The sequence below is a fragment of the Serratia sp. SCBI genome (assembly GCF_000747565.1).
GTDB classification, from domain to species: domain Bacteria; phylum Pseudomonadota; class Gammaproteobacteria; order Enterobacterales; family Enterobacteriaceae; genus Serratia; species Serratia ureilytica.
Genome location: NZ_CP003424.1, coordinates 1,072,783 through 1,088,396 on the forward strand (window position 1 = coordinate 1,072,783; position 15,614 = coordinate 1,088,396).

Here is a 15,614-nt window from a genome sequence, read left to right on the forward strand (position 1 = left end):
TCATAAAACCCTGGAATCAAACTGCGTGAGATTATTTGCACAAATCGGCTGGTACTTCCGCCGGGAGTGGCGCCGCTACCTGGGCGCGGTGGTATTGCTGATCGTCATCGCCATCCTGCAACTGCTGCCGCCTAAACTGGTCGGCATCATCGTGGACGGCGTCACCGAAAAACAGATGTCTACCGGCGTGCTGTTGGCCTGGCTTGGGCTGATGATCGGCACTGCGATCGTCGTTTACCTGCTGCGCTATGTGTGGCGGGTGCTGCTGTTCGGCGCTTCCTACCAGCTGGCGGTCGAGCTGCGCGAAAACTTTTACCGTCAGCTCAGTCGGCAGAACCCGGCGTTCTACCTGCGCCACCGCACCGGCGATCTGATGGCGCGCGCCACCAACGACGTGGATCGCGTGGTGTTCGCCGCCGGTGAAGGCGTGCTGACGCTGGTGGATTCGCTGGTGATGGGGTTGGTGGTGCTGGTGGTGATGAGCACCCAAATCAGCTGGCAGCTGACGGTGTTGGCGTTAATCCCGATGCCGCTGATGGCGATCGCCATCAAATATTACGGCGATCAGCTGCACCAGCGCTTTAAATCGGCGCAGGCGGCGTTTTCCAGCCTCAACGATCAGGCGCAGGAAAGCATGACCAGCATCCGCATGATCAAGGCCTTCGGGCTGGAAGATCACCAATCCAACCGCTTCGCCGACGTCGCGGCGCAGACCGGCGCCAAGAACATGCACGTGGCGCGGGTGGATGCGCGCTTCGATCCGACCATTTATATCGCCATCGGCGCCTCTAACCTGCTGGCCATCGGCGGCGGCAGCTGGATGGTGGTGAACGGTTCGCTGACGCTCGGGCAACTGACCAGCTTTGTGATGTACCTCGGCCTGATGATCTGGCCGATGCTGGCGCTGGCCTGGATGTTCAACATCGTCGAGCGCGGCAGCGCGGCCTACAGCCGTATCCGCAGCCTGCTCGACGAGGCGCCGGCGGTGCAGGACGGCCCGCAGGCGTTGCCGGCCGGGCGCGGCGTGCTGGAGGTGGATATCCGCGCGTTCCACTACCCGGAAAACCCGCACCCGGCGCTGCATGACGTGGCGCTGACGTTGAAGCCGGGGCAGATGCTGGGGCTGTGCGGGCCGACCGGGGCCGGTAAGTCGACATTACTGTCGCTGATCCAGCGTCAGTTCGACGTCGACCAAGGGCAGATCCGCTATCACGGCCTGCCGCTTCCGCAGGTCAGGCTCGACGACTGGCGTTCGCGGCTGTCGGTAGTGAGCCAGACGCCGTTCCTGTTCTCCGATACCGTGGCGAACAACATCGCGCTGGGCCAGCCGGGGGCGACGCAGGCGCAGATTGAACAGGCGGCGCGGCTGGCCAGCGTCCATGAGGACATTCTGCGGCTGCCGCAGGGCTATGACACCGAAGTGGGCGAACGCGGCGTGATGCTGTCGGGCGGCCAGAAACAGCGCATCTCCATCGCGCGCGCGTTGCTGCTGGATGCGGAGATCCTGATCCTCGACGATGCGTTGTCGGCGGTGGACGGCCGTACCGAGCACCAGATCCTGCACAACCTGCGCAGCTGGGGGCAAGATCGCACGGTGATCATCAGCGCGCACCGGCTGTCGGCATTGACCGAAGCCAGCGAAATCCTGGTGATGCAGCACGGCGGCGTGGCGCAGCGCGGCGATCCGGCGGCGCTGGCGGCGCAGCCGGGCTGGTATCGCGATATGTACCGTTATCAGCAGCTGGAAGCGGCGCTGGACGAAGCGCCGGAAAACGGTGAGGAGGCGTTGGCCGATGAATAAAGTGCAAAAGCTGTGGCCGACGCTGAAGCGGCTACTGGCCTACGGCTCGCCGTACCGCAAACCGCTGGGGGTGGCGGTGCTGATGCTGTGGGTGGCGGCGGCGGCGGAAGTCGCCGGGCCGATCCTGGTCAGCTATTTTATCGATAATTACGTCGCCAAAGGGCAACTGCCGCTGATGATTGTCGGCGGGCTGGCGGCGGCCTACATTCTGCTGGAGCTGCTGGCGGCGGCGCTGCACTACTTCCAGGCGCTGCTGTTCAACCAGGCGGCGGTAGGCGTGGTGCAGCGGCTGCGTACCGACGTGATGGACGCCGCGCTGCGCCAGCCGCTCAGCGCCTTCGACACGCAACCGGTCGGGCAATTGATCTCGCGCGTCACCAACGACACCGAAGTGATCAAGGACCTGTACGTGATGGTGGTCTCCACGGTGCTGAAAAGCGCCGCGCTGATCGGCGCCATGCTGGTGGCGATGTTCAGCCTCGACTGGCGCATGGCGTTAGTGGCTATCTGCATCTTCCCGGCGGTGTTCGTGGTGATGGGCATCTATCAATATTACAGCACGCCGATTGTGCGCCGGGTGCGCAGTTATCTGGCGGACATCAACGACGGTTTCAACGAAGTGATCAACGGCATGGGCGTGATCCAGCAATTCCGCCAGCAGGTGCGGTTCGGCGAGCGCATGAGCGCCGCCAGCCAGTCGCACTATCTCGCGCGCATGCAGACGCTGCGGCTCGACGGGTTTCTGCTGCGGCCGCTGCTCAGTCTGTTTTCGGCGCTGGTGCTGTGCGGTTTGCTGATGTTGTTCGGCTTCAGCGGCGAAGGCGTGATTGGCGTCGGCGTGCTCTATGCCTTCATCAACTACCTGGGGCGTTTGAACGAACCGCTGATCGAGTTGACGTCACAACAGTCGATCCTGCAGCAGGCGGTGGTGGCCGGCGAACGTATTTTCGAACTGATGGATCGCAGCCAGCAAAGCTACGGCGCAGACGATCGTCCGTTGGCCAGCGGCAGCATCGACATCACCGATCTGAGCTTCGCCTACCGTGCGGATAAAAAGGTGCTGCAGCATATTTCGCTGGCGGTGCCCTCACGCGGCTTCGTGGCGCTGGTCGGCCACACCGGCAGCGGCAAGAGCACGCTGGCTAACCTGCTGATGGGCTATTACCCGGTCAGCGAAGGGGAAGTGCGTCTCGACGGCCGTCCGCTCTCCAGCCTGTCGCACCGCACGCTGCGCCAGGGCGTGGCGATGGTGCAACAGGATCCGGTGGTGATCGCCGATTCGGTGCTGGCCAACGTGACGCTGGGGCGCAACATCGATGAAGAAGCCGTCTGGCGGGCGCTGGAAACGGTGCAGCTGGCGAGTCTGGTGCGCGGCTTCCCACAGGGTATCCATACCCGGCTGGGGGAGCAGGGCAATAACCTGTCGGTCGGGCAGAAACAGCTGCTGGCGATGGCGCGGGTATTGGTGCAGGCGCCGCAGATCCTGATCCTCGACGAGGCGACCGCCAACATCGACTCGGGCACCGAGCAGGCTATCCAGCGGGCGCTGCGCGTGATCCGCGAGCACACCACGCTGGTGGTGATCGCTCACCGCCTCTCGACGATCGTCGATGCCGATTCCATTCTGGTGCTGCATCGCGGCCAGGCGGTGGAGCAGGGCAACCATCAACAGCTGCTGGCGCAGCAGGGGCGCTACTACCAGATGTATCAGCTGCAGCTGGCGGGCGAGCAGTTGGCGGAAGCGGTGCGCGACGAGAGCCAACCCGCCTGATCCCACGGGCCGCGATCGCGGCCCTTATTTTTCCCCAACGCACCACAAGCAGGCAACTCCGCCAGGCTACGCCCCCTTTCTGCACTTTTTCGACGCGACGCGCACCAAATCAGTGCGCATTATTTAACCCATTCAAGGTATCGGTACTGCACCGCGCCGCGGCGGCGCCCGCGTGCCCGCTAATCCGCTGAATCGCCATGCAAAATAAAATTTGGCACAGCCCTTGCTACATATGAGGCGTACCGGGGTGAGTTTGGGCTTAATTCGTGGAGAGGCAATATGAAGCTGGTGACCGTGGTAATCAAACCGTTCAAGCTGGAGGACGTGCGCGAGGCCTTGTCCTCCGTGGGCATTCAGGGGTTGACCGTAACCGAAGTGAAGGGCTTTGGCCGCCAGAAAGGGCACGCCGAGCTGTATCGCGGCGCCGAATATAACGTCAATTTCCTGCCCAAGGTCAAAATCGATATCGCCATCGCCGACGATCAGTTGGATGAAGTGGTTGATGTCATTAGCAAAGCCGCCTACACCGGCAAAATCGGCGACGGCAAAATTTTCGTTGCCGAATTGCAACGCGTGATCCGTATTCGCACCGGCGAAACCGACGAATCGGCACTGTAACCGCGAACTCAGTTAAGTGATGGGGATGATTGATAATGAAAAGACTGTTATCCATGTTGGGCCTGAGTTCGGTAACCCTGGTTCCTTCTTTGGCCCTGGCCGCCCCGGCGGTCGCCGATAAGGCCGACAACGCCTTTATGATGATCTGCACCGCGTTGGTGCTGTTCATGACGCTGCCCGGCATCGCGCTGTTTTACGGCGGCCTGCTGCGCGGCAAAAACGTGCTGTCGATGCTGACGCAGGTTACCGTCACCTTCGCGCTGGTCTGCGTGCTGTGGGTGCTGTATGGCTACAGCCTGGCGTTCAGCGAAGGCAATGCGGTGTTCGGCGGATTCCAGACGGCGATGCTGAAAGGCATCGGCATCGACAGCGTCACCGGCAGCATCAGCCAGATGATCCATGTCGCTTTCCAGGCCTCCTTCGCCTGCATTACCGTGGCGCTGGTGGTGGGGGGCTTCGCCGAACGCATTCGCTTCTCGGCGGTGCTGATCTTCGCGATCGTGTGGTTCACCCTGTCTTACCTGCCGATCGCGCACATGGTGTGGGGCGGTGGCTATCTGGCCACCGACGGCGCGCTGGACTTCGCCGGCGGCACCGTGGTGCACATCAACGCCGCCAGCGCCGGGCTGATCGGCGCCTATCTGCTCGGCAAACGCGCCGGCTTCGGTAAAGAGGCGTTCAAACCGCATAACCTGCCGATGGTGTTTACCGGCGCGTCCATCTTGTATATCGGCTGGTTCGGCTTTAACGCCGGTTCCGCCAGCGCGGCTAACGGCATCGCGGCCTTGGCATTCCTGAACACTGTGGTGGCTACTGCGGGCGCCATTCTGTCCTGGACCTTCGCCGAGTGGGTGCTGCGCGGCAAGCCTTCGTTGCTGGGCGCCTGCTCCGGCATGATCGCCGGGCTGGTTGCCGTTACGCCGGCGGCGGGCACCGTGGGCGTGGGCGGCGCGTTGATCATCGGCCTGGTGGGGGGCGTCGCAGGCCTGTGGGGCGTAGTGACGTTGAAGAAATGGCTGAAAGTGGACGACACCTGCGACGTGTTCGGCGTGCACGGCGTGTGCGGCATCGTCGGCTGTCTGCTGACCGGCGTGTTCACCGCTTCTTCCCTCGGCGGCACCGGCTATGCCGAAGGGGTGACGATGGGGCATCAGGTGTGGATCCAGCTGCTGAGCGTCGTGATTACGCTGGTGTGGTCAAGCGTCGCCGCCTTTATCGCCTTCAAGATCGCGGGCGCGATGGTGGGGCTGAGAGTGCCGGAAGAGCAGGAGCGCGAAGGGTTGGACGTCAACAGCCACGGCGAGAGCGCCTACAACCAGTAAGACTCGAAGCAGGGCAGTGCGCTAAATACGAAAATAATGATGAAGCAAAAAGGGGCGATGGAAACATCGCCCCTTTCTTTATGCCGCAAATCAGGCGTCGCGTTGGCGAATCACCCCTTCCTGTACGGTGGTGGCGACCAGCACGCCGTCGCGGGTGTAGATCTGGCCGCGCACAAAGCCGCGTGCGCCGGAGGCGGAGGAGCTTTCCACCGCGTACAGCAGCCAATCATCCATGCGGAACGGGCGGTGGAACCACATCGAATGGTCAATGGTGGCCACCTGCATGCCCGGCTCGAGGAAGCCGACGCCGTGCGGCTGCAGCGCCGTCGGCAGGAAGTTAAAGTCCGATGCGTAGCCCAGCAGATATTGGTGGATGCGCGCATCGTCCGGCATGCTGCCGTTGGCGCGGAACCACACGTAGCGATGCGGTTCTTCCACGCTGCCCTTCAACGGGTTGTGGAATTTCACCGGGCGCATTTCGATCGGCTTCTGACCGATAAATTTTTCGCGTACTTTGGTCGGCAACATCGGCGCCAGCTTCTGAGCAATCTCTGATTCGGACAGCAGCCCTTCCGGCGGCGGGACGTCCGGCATCTGGTTCTGGTGCTCGAAACCTTCTTCCGGGCTCTGGAAGGAGGCGGTCATATAGAAGATAGGTTTGCCGTGCTGGATGGCGCTGACGCGACGGGCGCTGAAGCTGTTGCCGTCGCGCAGGATTTCTACGTCGTAGACGATCGGCTTGCTGCTGTCGCCCGGGCGCAGGAAGTAGCTGTGGAACGAGTGCACGCTGCGCTCGTCCGGCACCGTCTGTTTGGCGGCGTACAGCGCCTGGCCGACCACTTGCCCGCCGAACACCTGACGCAGCCCCAGATCTTCGCTTTGGCCGCGGAACAGCCCTTCTTCGATTTTCTCCAGATCCAGCAGATCGAGGAGGTTTTGCAATGCCTGGCTCATAAAATTGTTACCTTTCTAATAATCATTTTGCGCAGTGTGCGGAATATCACGGCGCGGCGTCAATATCTTGCGTTAAAGGGCCGATGAGAATGCTCTTAATAGTGAGCGCGTTGGGCTGGCTAAGTGATTAATAGGCGGGGCAAAGTGGATTTATCAGTGTTTTGTGCTAAGTTTAATGAGTGAGGTGGTGAAAGCCACCAACGTGTTGATAATAAAAAAGGAGACCGATCCATGAAACTCTGGCAAATCGTAGGCGGTGCCGCAGCACTGACGATCACGCTGGCAGGATGCGCGCAAAAGAGTGCTGATGTGCCTACACCGGCGGCCGGCAACCCGGCGGCTGCGCAAACGCAGATTCAGGGGCCGGCGGTGACAGGTTCGGTTAATATACGTCAGCGCATTGCGCTGCCGCCGGACGCCGTACTGACTGTCACCCTCTCTGATGCCTCGCTGGCGGATGCGCCGTCCAAAGTGATTGCACAGCGCGCGATACGTACCGAAGGGCAACAAGCGCCGTTCAACTTTACGCTGCCGTACAACCCGTCTGATATCCAACCGAATGCGCGCATCATTCTGAGCGCGGCGGTGACGGTCAACGGGCGACTGATGTTCATTACCGACACGATCCAGGAAGTGGTTAACCGCAACGGCACCCGCGCCGATCTGCTGCTGGTTCCGGTGCAGGGCGTGCCGATGCAGGCTGCGCCAAGCGCGATGCAGTAATTCTGCTGCGGTACGGCAAGACCCAATCAACAGCCTTTGCGCTTCGGCCAAAGGCTGTTTTGTTTTACCAGCGCCAGCCGTAGCGATCGAAATCGACCGTGCTGTGCGGGCCGAAAATAATCCCCTCCGCCAGCAATGCCTGCCGTTGCCGTTGAAAATCCTCCCCCTGTTGCGAGATTTGCCCGTGCCGGTTGATTACGCGGTGCCACGGCAGCGTGCTGCCTTCCGGCAAACGCCGCAGCACGCCGCCGACCTGACGCGCGGCGCGCGGCGAACCGGCCAGACGGGCGACTTCACCGTAGGTGGTGACTTTGCCGTACGGAATAGCGGCCACGATATGGAATACCCGCTGGCTGAAAGAGGCGTCTTCTGGTTGCATGTTGCAGTTCCTGCGCGAGTCAAAACCCAGGCGGAGAGTGTGCCACAATGCAGGTGGGCAAGAAAACAGCGGTTGGCCCGGGTTGGCTTGCTATTTGATGGGGCATCGCCGATAATGCCCACCGCTTCGGAGTACAGAAGCCGTCAATGGGGGCCCTGTTGGTTCTCCCGCAACACTAACTTGTGAACTCGGTCAGGTCCGGAAGGAAGCAGCCGCAGCAGGTGACGTGTGTGCCGGGATGTAGCTGGCAGGGTCCCCACCCATTTGCGTCCCGCAAAACGCTCTTCCCCGTTATTCATCAAGTCGATACGCTGAACAGGCGTTACTTTCACCTCGCGATCGCGAAGCGTGCCCTCTGCACCGTTTTAGCCTTTATCCCCCTGATAGAAATGTATTGTTGCCAACAGATCCGATGACGGCGAAAAAATAACGCGTATACCGCCATTTGTGGGACAAATAAGGATGGAGAGATGGGGAAAATTCTTAAAGTTGCGCACCTGTTGGGATGACGTTAGTATTGTTTTTCTCTGTGCGAAAAAACTATCCGCGCTTAGCGGCGGTCGTCGAACTGGCTCAATAAGTTTAAATAATAACCCGTGTGCGCTGTCAGGCTAAACATGATTTATATCATTGATAAAGATATTACATTTAATACTGAAAACGGTTCATTGAAAAGTTTAAAGAAGGGGCGGGAAGTTTTCTTATCCAGCGTCAATGCCAGAGTATTCAAATGCTTGCTTGAACACGGCCATGAGACGGTGAGCCGCGAGACGCTGTTGCAGCAGGTTTGGACCGATCACGGCTTGAGCGCCTCTTCCGCGACGTTAAATCAATATATCAGCCTGACCCGACGCGCATTGACATCTGTCGGTTTCAACGAGCGTCTCATCGTTACCCTATCCAAAAAGGGGTATAGACTTAATCGAATAATACCTGTCGACCGACTGCGGATTGATTTACCCGAGCCCCCTCAGCTTGCCGATGCCGCGGTGACGTTGGCGTCACCTGCCGCAACGACAAAAAACACCCATCACTATTTTTTTATTCTGCTGCGCAGTTTATCGATCGTCGTACCCTTATCTTTTCTGGCGCTGTGCTTCATCTATTACAAGCACCATCGCGACAGTGAAAAGAAGCAGGTATTGTCCTACGTCGGCACGGTGAACGGTTGCCCGATCTACTATGCCGGCCATTTTTTGGCGAATCACCAGGACGGCTACTTGCAGTTTCTGGTCAGGAAAGATTTGTATGGCCGGCATTGCCGATCCGGCGAGGTCGTCATTACCAAGGTTAACCGTTCTCAAAATGCCAATGAAGACAGCGGACGCCAGTTTATCGCCAAATGCACGAAGGACAGTGCGGCTGTTTTGCATAACTGTGAGAGCGAGTACATTCGGGCATGGAAAAAAAGTTAAATATTCTGTCAGCCACGCTGGTCGGCCTGTGCGTGTTGACCGGCAGCGTGATGTATTCCCTGATACGCAGCCATCATGACTTCAGTGATTTTTCCTGTGAAGCGAACGCCACGTTCAATTATTTCAATTCACTGGACGCGCAGGCGGCCCATAACGACATTCAGCTGTCGCTGAAAATAAACTATATCTTTTTGTCCGGCGATAAGGGCGTGATGGTCCTGTCGGGGTTAGCCAACGACGGTGAAAAGAAATACTTCGTCAATCGGCGGGTTAACTTCAGCTATGTTTCGCAGGGGAGTTTTTATCGATTTCAGTACGGCGAGGTCAACTATTCGCCGCGTGATACCTTGCCGGAAGAGATTTATACCTACTTTTTCAGCAATGAGTCGACGTTTTATCATATTCGCAGCATTGATAAAAACACGTTGATGTTTAGCAATGCCTATTCGCCGATGTTCTTATGCAATATTGAATCCTGACGTTTACTTTATTGCCCCTCCGATAAAGATGTATTTTATTTGCCGTTTATAGCGTTCCGCCGTCTTTTTAGCGCACAACTAATAACATGAGTTATTATCGGTCATTGTCTATTTTTCGCATCACTAATCGAATTTAATGGCGGTTCACTTATTTTATAAATTCTTCTATCACTATGTTTTTAAATGACTTAATGGCTTTAGGCTTGTGTTGTTTTGTTAGATTAATTTTATATTGTTTATTTTAAATAAATAAGTTGCATGAATATTTTTAACATGATTAATTGAGCCGGCTCTTAACACGGCGAATCACTTATTTGCGTTGAAAATGCATCTGCCGCATGCGTGCAAAGGTAATGGCACAGGGAGCCTTTGGACTTCATTAAACTGATAGGCGAGAGATGGACATACATAGCATTGCCCTGAACGAGACTCTGTTGGAAAATGAGTTAGTGATCTTAAACAACAATGAAAAGACGCTGTTATTTAAAAAAGAGAATGTGCTCATCGAAATGACCGAATTGCAGCGGCGTTTCATGCTGTGCCTGTTGAGTGGCATCTATAAGAAAAATGACATTATTCGCGCAGTCTGGTTCTGCAACCATGAGACCATCAGCGACAATAACTATTATCAAATGATATTCCAATGCCGCGCTTTGCTCTCCCGCCACGGTATTCCGGGCGAGGTGATCAAAACCATTCCCCGATTTGGCGTGATGCTGAGTTTCCAGGCCTGCGAACGCGCGAATACGCGGGTGCAATGCTTGGCACCGGCGGCTAATAAACAGCGGCGAACGTGGCTGGATGCCGTGAATTATAAAGTGGCGCTGGCCATCACGCTGCTGTTTTCCGTGGCGATGGTGTTGGGCATTTCCGCTTAGCGTTGGCGCCGTTGAATAACCGGGGGGCCAGTGAGCAAGCGGTTAATAGACTTTTTTATTCTACTTTTCTTCCTGGCTAATTTGACGTTCATGCTTTCTCAGGTGTGGCGAATGATAACCGTGAATAACGAACCCGTTGAGCCGCACCTTGAAAGTGGGCGTGAGCAAGTGCGCCATGGCGTCTTTCCCCAGGAAGATGACATCGAGAAAATTAACGACGCACACTGGTTTGGCCGCTATCAGGCGGCGAAAAGCGGCGAAAAGGCGCGCGGGTATAAGGTCGGCGAGTGGGCGATCGGCGCCGAGCTGCTGGCTAACGCGCCGGAGGCCGCGGCGCTCGGCAAGATAACCGGTCTGCTGTTCAGTGATAACGCCGAAAAAAGCCTGGTTATAGTGGAACATGGCGGTAAGCAAACCGGGTATGGCGTTGGCGACCGGCTGGTCGGCAGCAATGCCGTTATCGTGCGGATATTAAAAAACAAAATACTGCTCGATGAAAACGGTTATTACGCCGCGCTGACGTTTAAAGAGTAGCCGGCGCGCCGCTTCGGCGTGGGGTGTTTTACAGCATAAGGCAACACTGTGATGACGCATTTTATTTTTCGTTCCCGCGCAGGCTGGAGCGCCGGTTTATGGCGCGCGTTAGCGGCGGTGGCCGTCATGATTGCCCTGGGAGGCCTGGCGCGTGCGGAGCAATTCTCCGCCAATTTCAAAGGCACGGACATTCAGGAATTTATCAATACGGTCAGTAAAAACCTGAGCAAGACCATCATTATCGATCCGGCGGTGAAAGGTAAGGTTACGGTGCGCAGCTACGAACAGCTCGACGAGAAGCAATATTACCAGTTCTTTCTCAATGTGCTGGACGTCTACGGCTATACGGTCATCGGCATGCCCAACAATGTCCTGAAGGTGATCGCCGCCAAAGAGGGAAAAAGAGCCGCGCTGTCGCAAAGCGGCGGCGAGGCGATCGCCGAAGGGGATGAAGTGGTGATGCGCGTGGTGCCGCTGCGCAATATCGCGGCCAAAGACGTTTCTCCGATCTTGCGCCAGCTTAACGACAGCATCGGCGTGGGCAGCGTGGCGCATTACGAGCAGGGCAATGCGCTGTTGATCACCGGCCGAGCCGGGGTGGTCAACGGCCTGCTCGACCTTGTGAGGGAGATGGATCAGGACGACGGCAATCAGGTGGAGACCTTCGCGCTGAAGCATGCGGCGGCGCCGGAGATCGCGCGGATGGTGAACGAACTGTTTCGCGAAGAGGGCAAACGGCGTATGGCCGGGGCAGGCTCGCTGCGGCTGGTGGCGGATGAGCGCACCAACAGCGTGATGATCGCCGGGGACGATCGGGCCCGCGAACACGCCAAAGAACTGATTGAGCAGTTGGATAACAAGAGTGTCACCCAAGGCAATACCCAGGTCATTCCGCTCAAATACGCCAAGGCGCAGAGCCTGGTCGAGGTGCTGACCGGCGTGAGCGCGGGCCTGCAAAACGAGAAAGAGAGCGCCGCCGCCAACGTGGCGCTGTTGAAAAATGTGGTGATCAAGGCCGATGAGCAGACCAATGCGCTGATCATCACCGCCGCGCCGGACGTGATGCGCGATCTGGAGGCGGTGGTCGCCAAGCTGGATGTACGGCGCGCGCAGGTGCTGGTCGAAGCGGTGATCGTCGAAGTGCAGGATGGGCAGGGGCTGAACATCGGCGTGCAGTGGGCCAACAAATACGGCGGCGGCACGCAATTCGCCGGCCAGGCGCCCGGCATCTCGGCGGGGTTCGAAAACGGCATGAGCGATGTGTTCGGCAAGGCCAACGGCCTGATGACCGGTTTCTACAGCGGCAACTGGGGCGTATTGCTGTCCGCCATCGCCAGCAACAACCAAAACAATATCCTGGCTACGCCGAGCATCGTTACGCTCGATAACGCCGAGGCGGAGTTCAGCGTCGGGCAGGATGTGCCGATCCTCACCGGTTCGCAAACCACTAATAGCGATAACGTTTTCAATACCGTGTCGCGCAAAACGGTGGGCATCAAGCTCAAGGTCAAACCGCAGATCAATCAGGGCCAGTCCGTGCTGATGCAGATCGAGCAGGAGGTCTCCAGCGTTGCCGACAGCGCCGGCGCCACGCCGGATTCGCTGGGGGCGACCTTCAATATCCGCACGGTCAACAACACGGTACTGGTGGACAGCGGTGAGACCGTGGTGGTGGGCGGACTGCTGGACAAGTCCAACTCGGAGCTGGAGAGCAGCGTGCCGATCCTGGGCAAGATCCCGCTGGTGGGGGCGCTGTTTCGCTCGAACGCCACCAAAGCGAGCAAGCGTAATTTGATGCTGTTTATCCGCCCGACCATCATTCGCAGCACCGAGGGGTATGCCCGGCAGAGCCAGCGCAAGTTAGGCAAGTTCGACGCCGAGCAGCAGGACGATCGTGAGCTGAATAACGCACTGCGCAGCGAGATCGCCGGCGATAAGAAGGCGATCGACAATCGGGCGTTCCTCGCCACCGTCGCGCGTATCGAGGCGTTTTATTCGCGCGGAGCGCGCCCGTGAAGCCCCGTTCTGTGGGGGCGCGGCTGCCTTTTGGCTGGGCGCGGCAGCATGGCGTGCTGGCCGTCGACGGGCAGAGCGGCATCCAACTGTATTGTCACCCCGAGACCAGCCAGGCCGCGTTGATGGAGGCGTACCGCTGCCTGCCCGGTGAGCCGACGCTGGCCCGGCTGGACACGGAGGCCTTTGAACAACGGTTGGTGGCGCACTATCAGCGGGAAAGCGGCCAGGCGCAGAAAATGATCGACGATCTGGGCGGCGAACTGGATTTCTATGCGTTGGCGGAAGAGCTGCCGCAGCAGCAAGACCTGTTGGACGAACAGGACGATGCGCCGATTATCCGCCTGATTAACGCCTTGCTGAGTGAGGCGATCAAAGAGCGCGCCTCCGATATTCACATCGAAACCTACGAGAGTGAGCTGGTGATCCGTTTTCGCATCGACGGCGCGCTGCGCCGCATTCTGGCGCCGCAGCGCAAGCTGGCGGCGCTGCTGGTGTCGCGCATCAAGGTCATGTCGAAGCTGGATATCGCCGAGAAGCGCGTGCCGCAGGATGGGCGCATGGCGCTGAAGGTTGGCGGGCGGGCGATCGACGTGCGGGTGTCGGTGATGCCGGCCAGCCACGGCGAGCGCGTGGTCATGCGCCTGTTGGATAAACAGGGCGTGCGGCTCGAACTGCCCAGCCTGGGCATGGCGGCGGCGCATCAACAGGCGTTGCTGCGCCTGATCCGCCAGCCGCACGGCATTATTCTGATCACCGGCCCGACCGGTTCGGGCAAGAGCACCACGCTCTATACCTTGCTGAACCAGATCAATGACGAACAGCGCAACATCATGACGATCGAAGATCCCGTCGAGTATGAACTGGCCGGCATCGCGCAGACGCAGGTGAACCCCAAGGTGGACATGACCTTCGCGCGCGGGCTGCGCGCGCTGCTGCGTCAGGATCCCGATGTGGTGTTGATCGGCGAGATCCGCGACGGTGAAACGGCGCAGATCGCGGTGCAGGCCTCATTGACCGGGCATCTGGTGCTGTCGACCCTGCATACCAACACGGCGATCGGCGCCGTGACCCGGCTGCGGGACATGGGCGTTGAACCGTTTTTGCTTTCCAGCTCGCTGAGCGGCGTGTTGGCGCAGCGCCTGGTGCGCCGGCTTTGCCCGCACTGTCGCGAGCCTTATGCGCTGCCTGACGCGCAGCGGCGCCAACTGGGGCTGGCGTCGACGCAGGCGCTGACCTGCTGGCGCCCGATAGGATGCGAGGCCTGCGGCGGGCAGGGCTATCGCGGCCGAATCGGTTTGCATGAACTGTTGGTGCTGGATGAACCGATGCGCAGGGCAATCCACCGTAGCGACGGTGAGCTGGACATCGCCAGGCTGGCCGGGGAGCGCTATCAGCCGCTGCGCCAGGATGGGATCGCCAAAATGTGCGCCGGAGAGACCAGCCTGGAAGAAGTGTTGCGGGTGACGCGCGAAGGGGATAGCGATGAAGTTTGATTATCGCGCCTGCGATCGTGAGGGGCGCGCCCGGCGTGGCGTGTTGGAGGCGGATTCTCTGCGCCAGGCTCGCGATCGGCTGCGTGAGAAGGGGTGGCTGGTGCTGGCGGTGCAGGCGCGCAGGCGATCCGCTCTTGCCGGCCTGCTCGCCGGCCGTTGGATGAGCGGCGTGAGCAGCGGCGATCTGGCGCTGCTCACCCGGCAACTGGCGACGCTGCTGTCTGCCGCGCTGCCGCTGGAAGAGGCGCTGATGGCGGTGGCGCGGCAAACGGAGAAAAAAGGCCTGCAGGCGGCGTTGACTCAGGTGAGGCAGCGCATTCTGGAGGGTTTCCCGCTGGCGCAGGCGCTGGGGCAGTATCCGCAGATTTTTGACCGTCTCTATTGCGCCATGGTGGCGGCCGGTGAGATTGCCGGCCATCTGGGGCCGGTGCTGGAACGGCTGGCTGACTATGTCGAACAGCGCCAGCACATGAAGAACAAGATCGTGCAGGCGTTGGTGTACCCGATGGTGCTGACGGCGGTGGCGATTGGCGTGGTGGCTATCTTGCTGACGGCAGTGGTGCCGAAGGTGATCGAACAGTTTGTGCATATGAAGCAGACCTTGCCGCTGTCGACCCGGATGCTGCTTGGCGCCAGCGACGGATTGCGCCAATGGGGGGCGGCGGTGTTGATGGCGGCGCTGGCGGGCCTTGGCGCTTTCCGTTATCGCCTGCGGGATCCGGCGCGGCGCGCACGCTGGCATGCGTTCATCCTGCGGCTGCCGGTGGTCGGCAAGCTGTCGCTGGCGGTGAATACCGCGCGCTACGCCAAAACGCTGAGCATTTTGAACGCCAGCGCCGTGCCGTTGCTGGAGGCGATGCGCATCAGCGCCGGCGTGTTGGGCAACGAGGCTGCCCGTGAGCGCCTGCTGGCGGCAATGGAGCGGGTGCGAGAGGGGGAAGGATTGTCGCCGTCGCTTGAAGGCACCGCGCTGTTCTCGCCGATGATGCGACACATGATCATGTCCGGCGAGCGCAGCGGCGAACTGGACATGATGCTCGAACGGGCGGCGGCGATGCAGCAGGAGGCCTTCAGCCGGCAAATCACGCTGGCGCTGGGGCTGTTTGAGCCTTTATTGGTGATCGCGATGGCCGGTTCGGTGCTGTTTATCATTCTGGCCATCCTGCAGCCGATATTGCAGCTCAATAATATGGTCGGCTAATCATGCCATTAATGGAGAGTAAAGTGATTC

Annotated in this window: 14 protein-coding genes and 1 other RNA gene; 13 read left to right on the plus strand and 2 right to left on the minus strand. The window is 59.3% G+C overall.

All coding sequences use genetic code 11. The features are described from left to right. Window positions 1-25 precede the first annotated feature (25 nt). The 4 genes from smdA to amtB all read left to right on the plus strand — a co-directional run bounded on the left by smdA (window position 26) and on the right by amtB (window position 5,512). A complete protein-coding gene (gene smdA / locus SERRSCBI_RS04955) occupies window positions 26-1,801 on the plus strand; it encodes a multidrug efflux ABC transporter permease/ATP-binding subunit SmdA (protein WP_033642081.1) in 1,776 nt (591 codons plus the stop codon). Further along, complete coding sequence (smdB, locus tag SERRSCBI_RS04960) at window positions 1,794-3,572, plus strand: multidrug efflux ABC transporter permease/ATP-binding subunit SmdB (RefSeq protein WP_033651091.1); 1,779 nt, start codon at window positions 1,794-1,796, stop codon at window positions 3,570-3,572. Before smdA ends, smdB begins: the two co-directional genes overlap by 8 nt. 279 nt (window positions 3,573-3,851) lie before the next feature. Next, window positions 3,852-4,190 carry a P-II family nitrogen regulator gene (gene glnK, locus SERRSCBI_RS04965; protein WP_004940327.1) on the plus strand — a complete coding sequence of 113 codons (339 nt, stop codon included), beginning with the start codon at window positions 3,852-3,854 and terminating at the stop codon, window positions 4,188-4,190. A gap of 35 nt (window positions 4,191-4,225) precedes the next feature. Next, on the plus strand, window positions 4,226-5,512 hold the full coding sequence (gene amtB / locus SERRSCBI_RS04970; RefSeq protein WP_042783788.1) for an ammonium transporter AmtB: 1,287 nt from the start codon (window positions 4,226-4,228) through the stop codon (window positions 5,510-5,512). A gap of 90 nt (window positions 5,513-5,602) precedes the next feature. On the opposite strand, the gene tesB is transcribed toward amtB, so the two are convergent. Further along, on the minus strand, window positions 5,603-6,466 hold the full coding sequence (gene tesB, locus SERRSCBI_RS04975) for an acyl-CoA thioesterase II (RefSeq protein ID WP_042783789.1): 864 nt from the start codon (window positions 6,464-6,466) through the stop codon (window positions 5,603-5,605). A gap of 231 nt (window positions 6,467-6,697) precedes the next feature. On the opposite strand from tesB, the gene SERRSCBI_RS04980 reads away from it, so the two are divergent. Continuing rightward, entirely contained in the window at window positions 6,698-7,189 is a 492-nt protein-coding gene (locus SERRSCBI_RS04980) for a YbaY family lipoprotein (RefSeq protein WP_033642087.1), read from the plus strand. A 64-nt stretch (window positions 7,190-7,253) separates the two neighbouring features. Here the strand turns inward: SERRSCBI_RS04980 and SERRSCBI_RS04985 are convergent, their stop codons facing one another. Further along, window positions 7,254-7,568 (minus strand): MGMT family protein, encoded by a 315-nt coding sequence (locus tag SERRSCBI_RS04985; protein WP_033642088.1) that lies wholly within the window; start codon window positions 7,566-7,568, stop codon window positions 7,254-7,256. 156 nt (window positions 7,569-7,724) lie between these two features. Between SERRSCBI_RS04985 and ffs the strand changes: the two genes are divergently transcribed. The 8 genes from ffs to gspF all read left to right on the plus strand — a co-directional run bounded on the left by ffs (window position 7,725) and on the right by gspF (window position 15,584). Continuing rightward, an RNA gene (ffs, locus tag SERRSCBI_RS23960) (signal recognition particle sRNA small type) lies at window positions 7,725-7,821 on the plus strand. Window positions 7,822-8,185: 364 nt separating this feature from the next. Beyond that, window positions 8,186-8,983: a winged helix-turn-helix domain-containing protein gene (locus tag SERRSCBI_RS04990; protein ID WP_033642089.1), complete on the plus strand. Its 798-nt coding sequence runs from the start codon at window positions 8,186-8,188 to the stop codon at window positions 8,981-8,983. Then, entirely contained in the window at window positions 8,968-9,462 is a 495-nt protein-coding gene (locus SERRSCBI_RS04995) for a FidL-like protein (RefSeq protein WP_033642090.1), read from the plus strand. The genes SERRSCBI_RS04990 and SERRSCBI_RS04995 overlap by 16 nt, the downstream gene beginning before the upstream one ends. A gap of 434 nt (window positions 9,463-9,896) precedes the next feature. Further along, window positions 9,897-10,340, plus strand: coding sequence for a CadC family transcriptional regulator (locus SERRSCBI_RS05000; protein ID WP_232230740.1), 444 nt, complete (start codon window positions 9,897-9,899; stop codon window positions 10,338-10,340). A 30-nt stretch (window positions 10,341-10,370) separates the two neighbouring features. After that, complete coding sequence (locus tag SERRSCBI_RS05005) at window positions 10,371-10,874, plus strand: type II secretion system protein N (RefSeq protein WP_042783791.1); 504 nt, start codon at window positions 10,371-10,373, stop codon at window positions 10,872-10,874. A gap of 126 nt (window positions 10,875-11,000) precedes the next feature. Continuing rightward, on the plus strand, window positions 11,001-12,890 hold the full coding sequence (gspD, locus tag SERRSCBI_RS05010) for a type II secretion system secretin GspD (RefSeq protein ID WP_042785647.1): 1,890 nt from the start codon (window positions 11,001-11,003) through the stop codon (window positions 12,888-12,890). Further along, the gene (gene gspE, locus SERRSCBI_RS05015) at window positions 12,887-14,383 is read left to right on the plus strand and encodes a type II secretion system ATPase GspE (protein WP_042783792.1); all 1,497 of its coding nucleotides are present in this window, start codon (window positions 12,887-12,889) and stop codon (window positions 14,381-14,383) included. Before gspD ends, gspE begins: the two co-directional genes overlap by 4 nt. Further along, complete coding sequence (gene gspF / locus SERRSCBI_RS05020) at window positions 14,373-15,584, plus strand: type II secretion system inner membrane protein GspF (RefSeq protein ID WP_042783793.1); 1,212 nt, start codon at window positions 14,373-14,375, stop codon at window positions 15,582-15,584. The genes gspE and gspF overlap by 11 nt, the downstream gene beginning before the upstream one ends. Window positions 15,585-15,614: the final 30 nt, after the last annotated feature.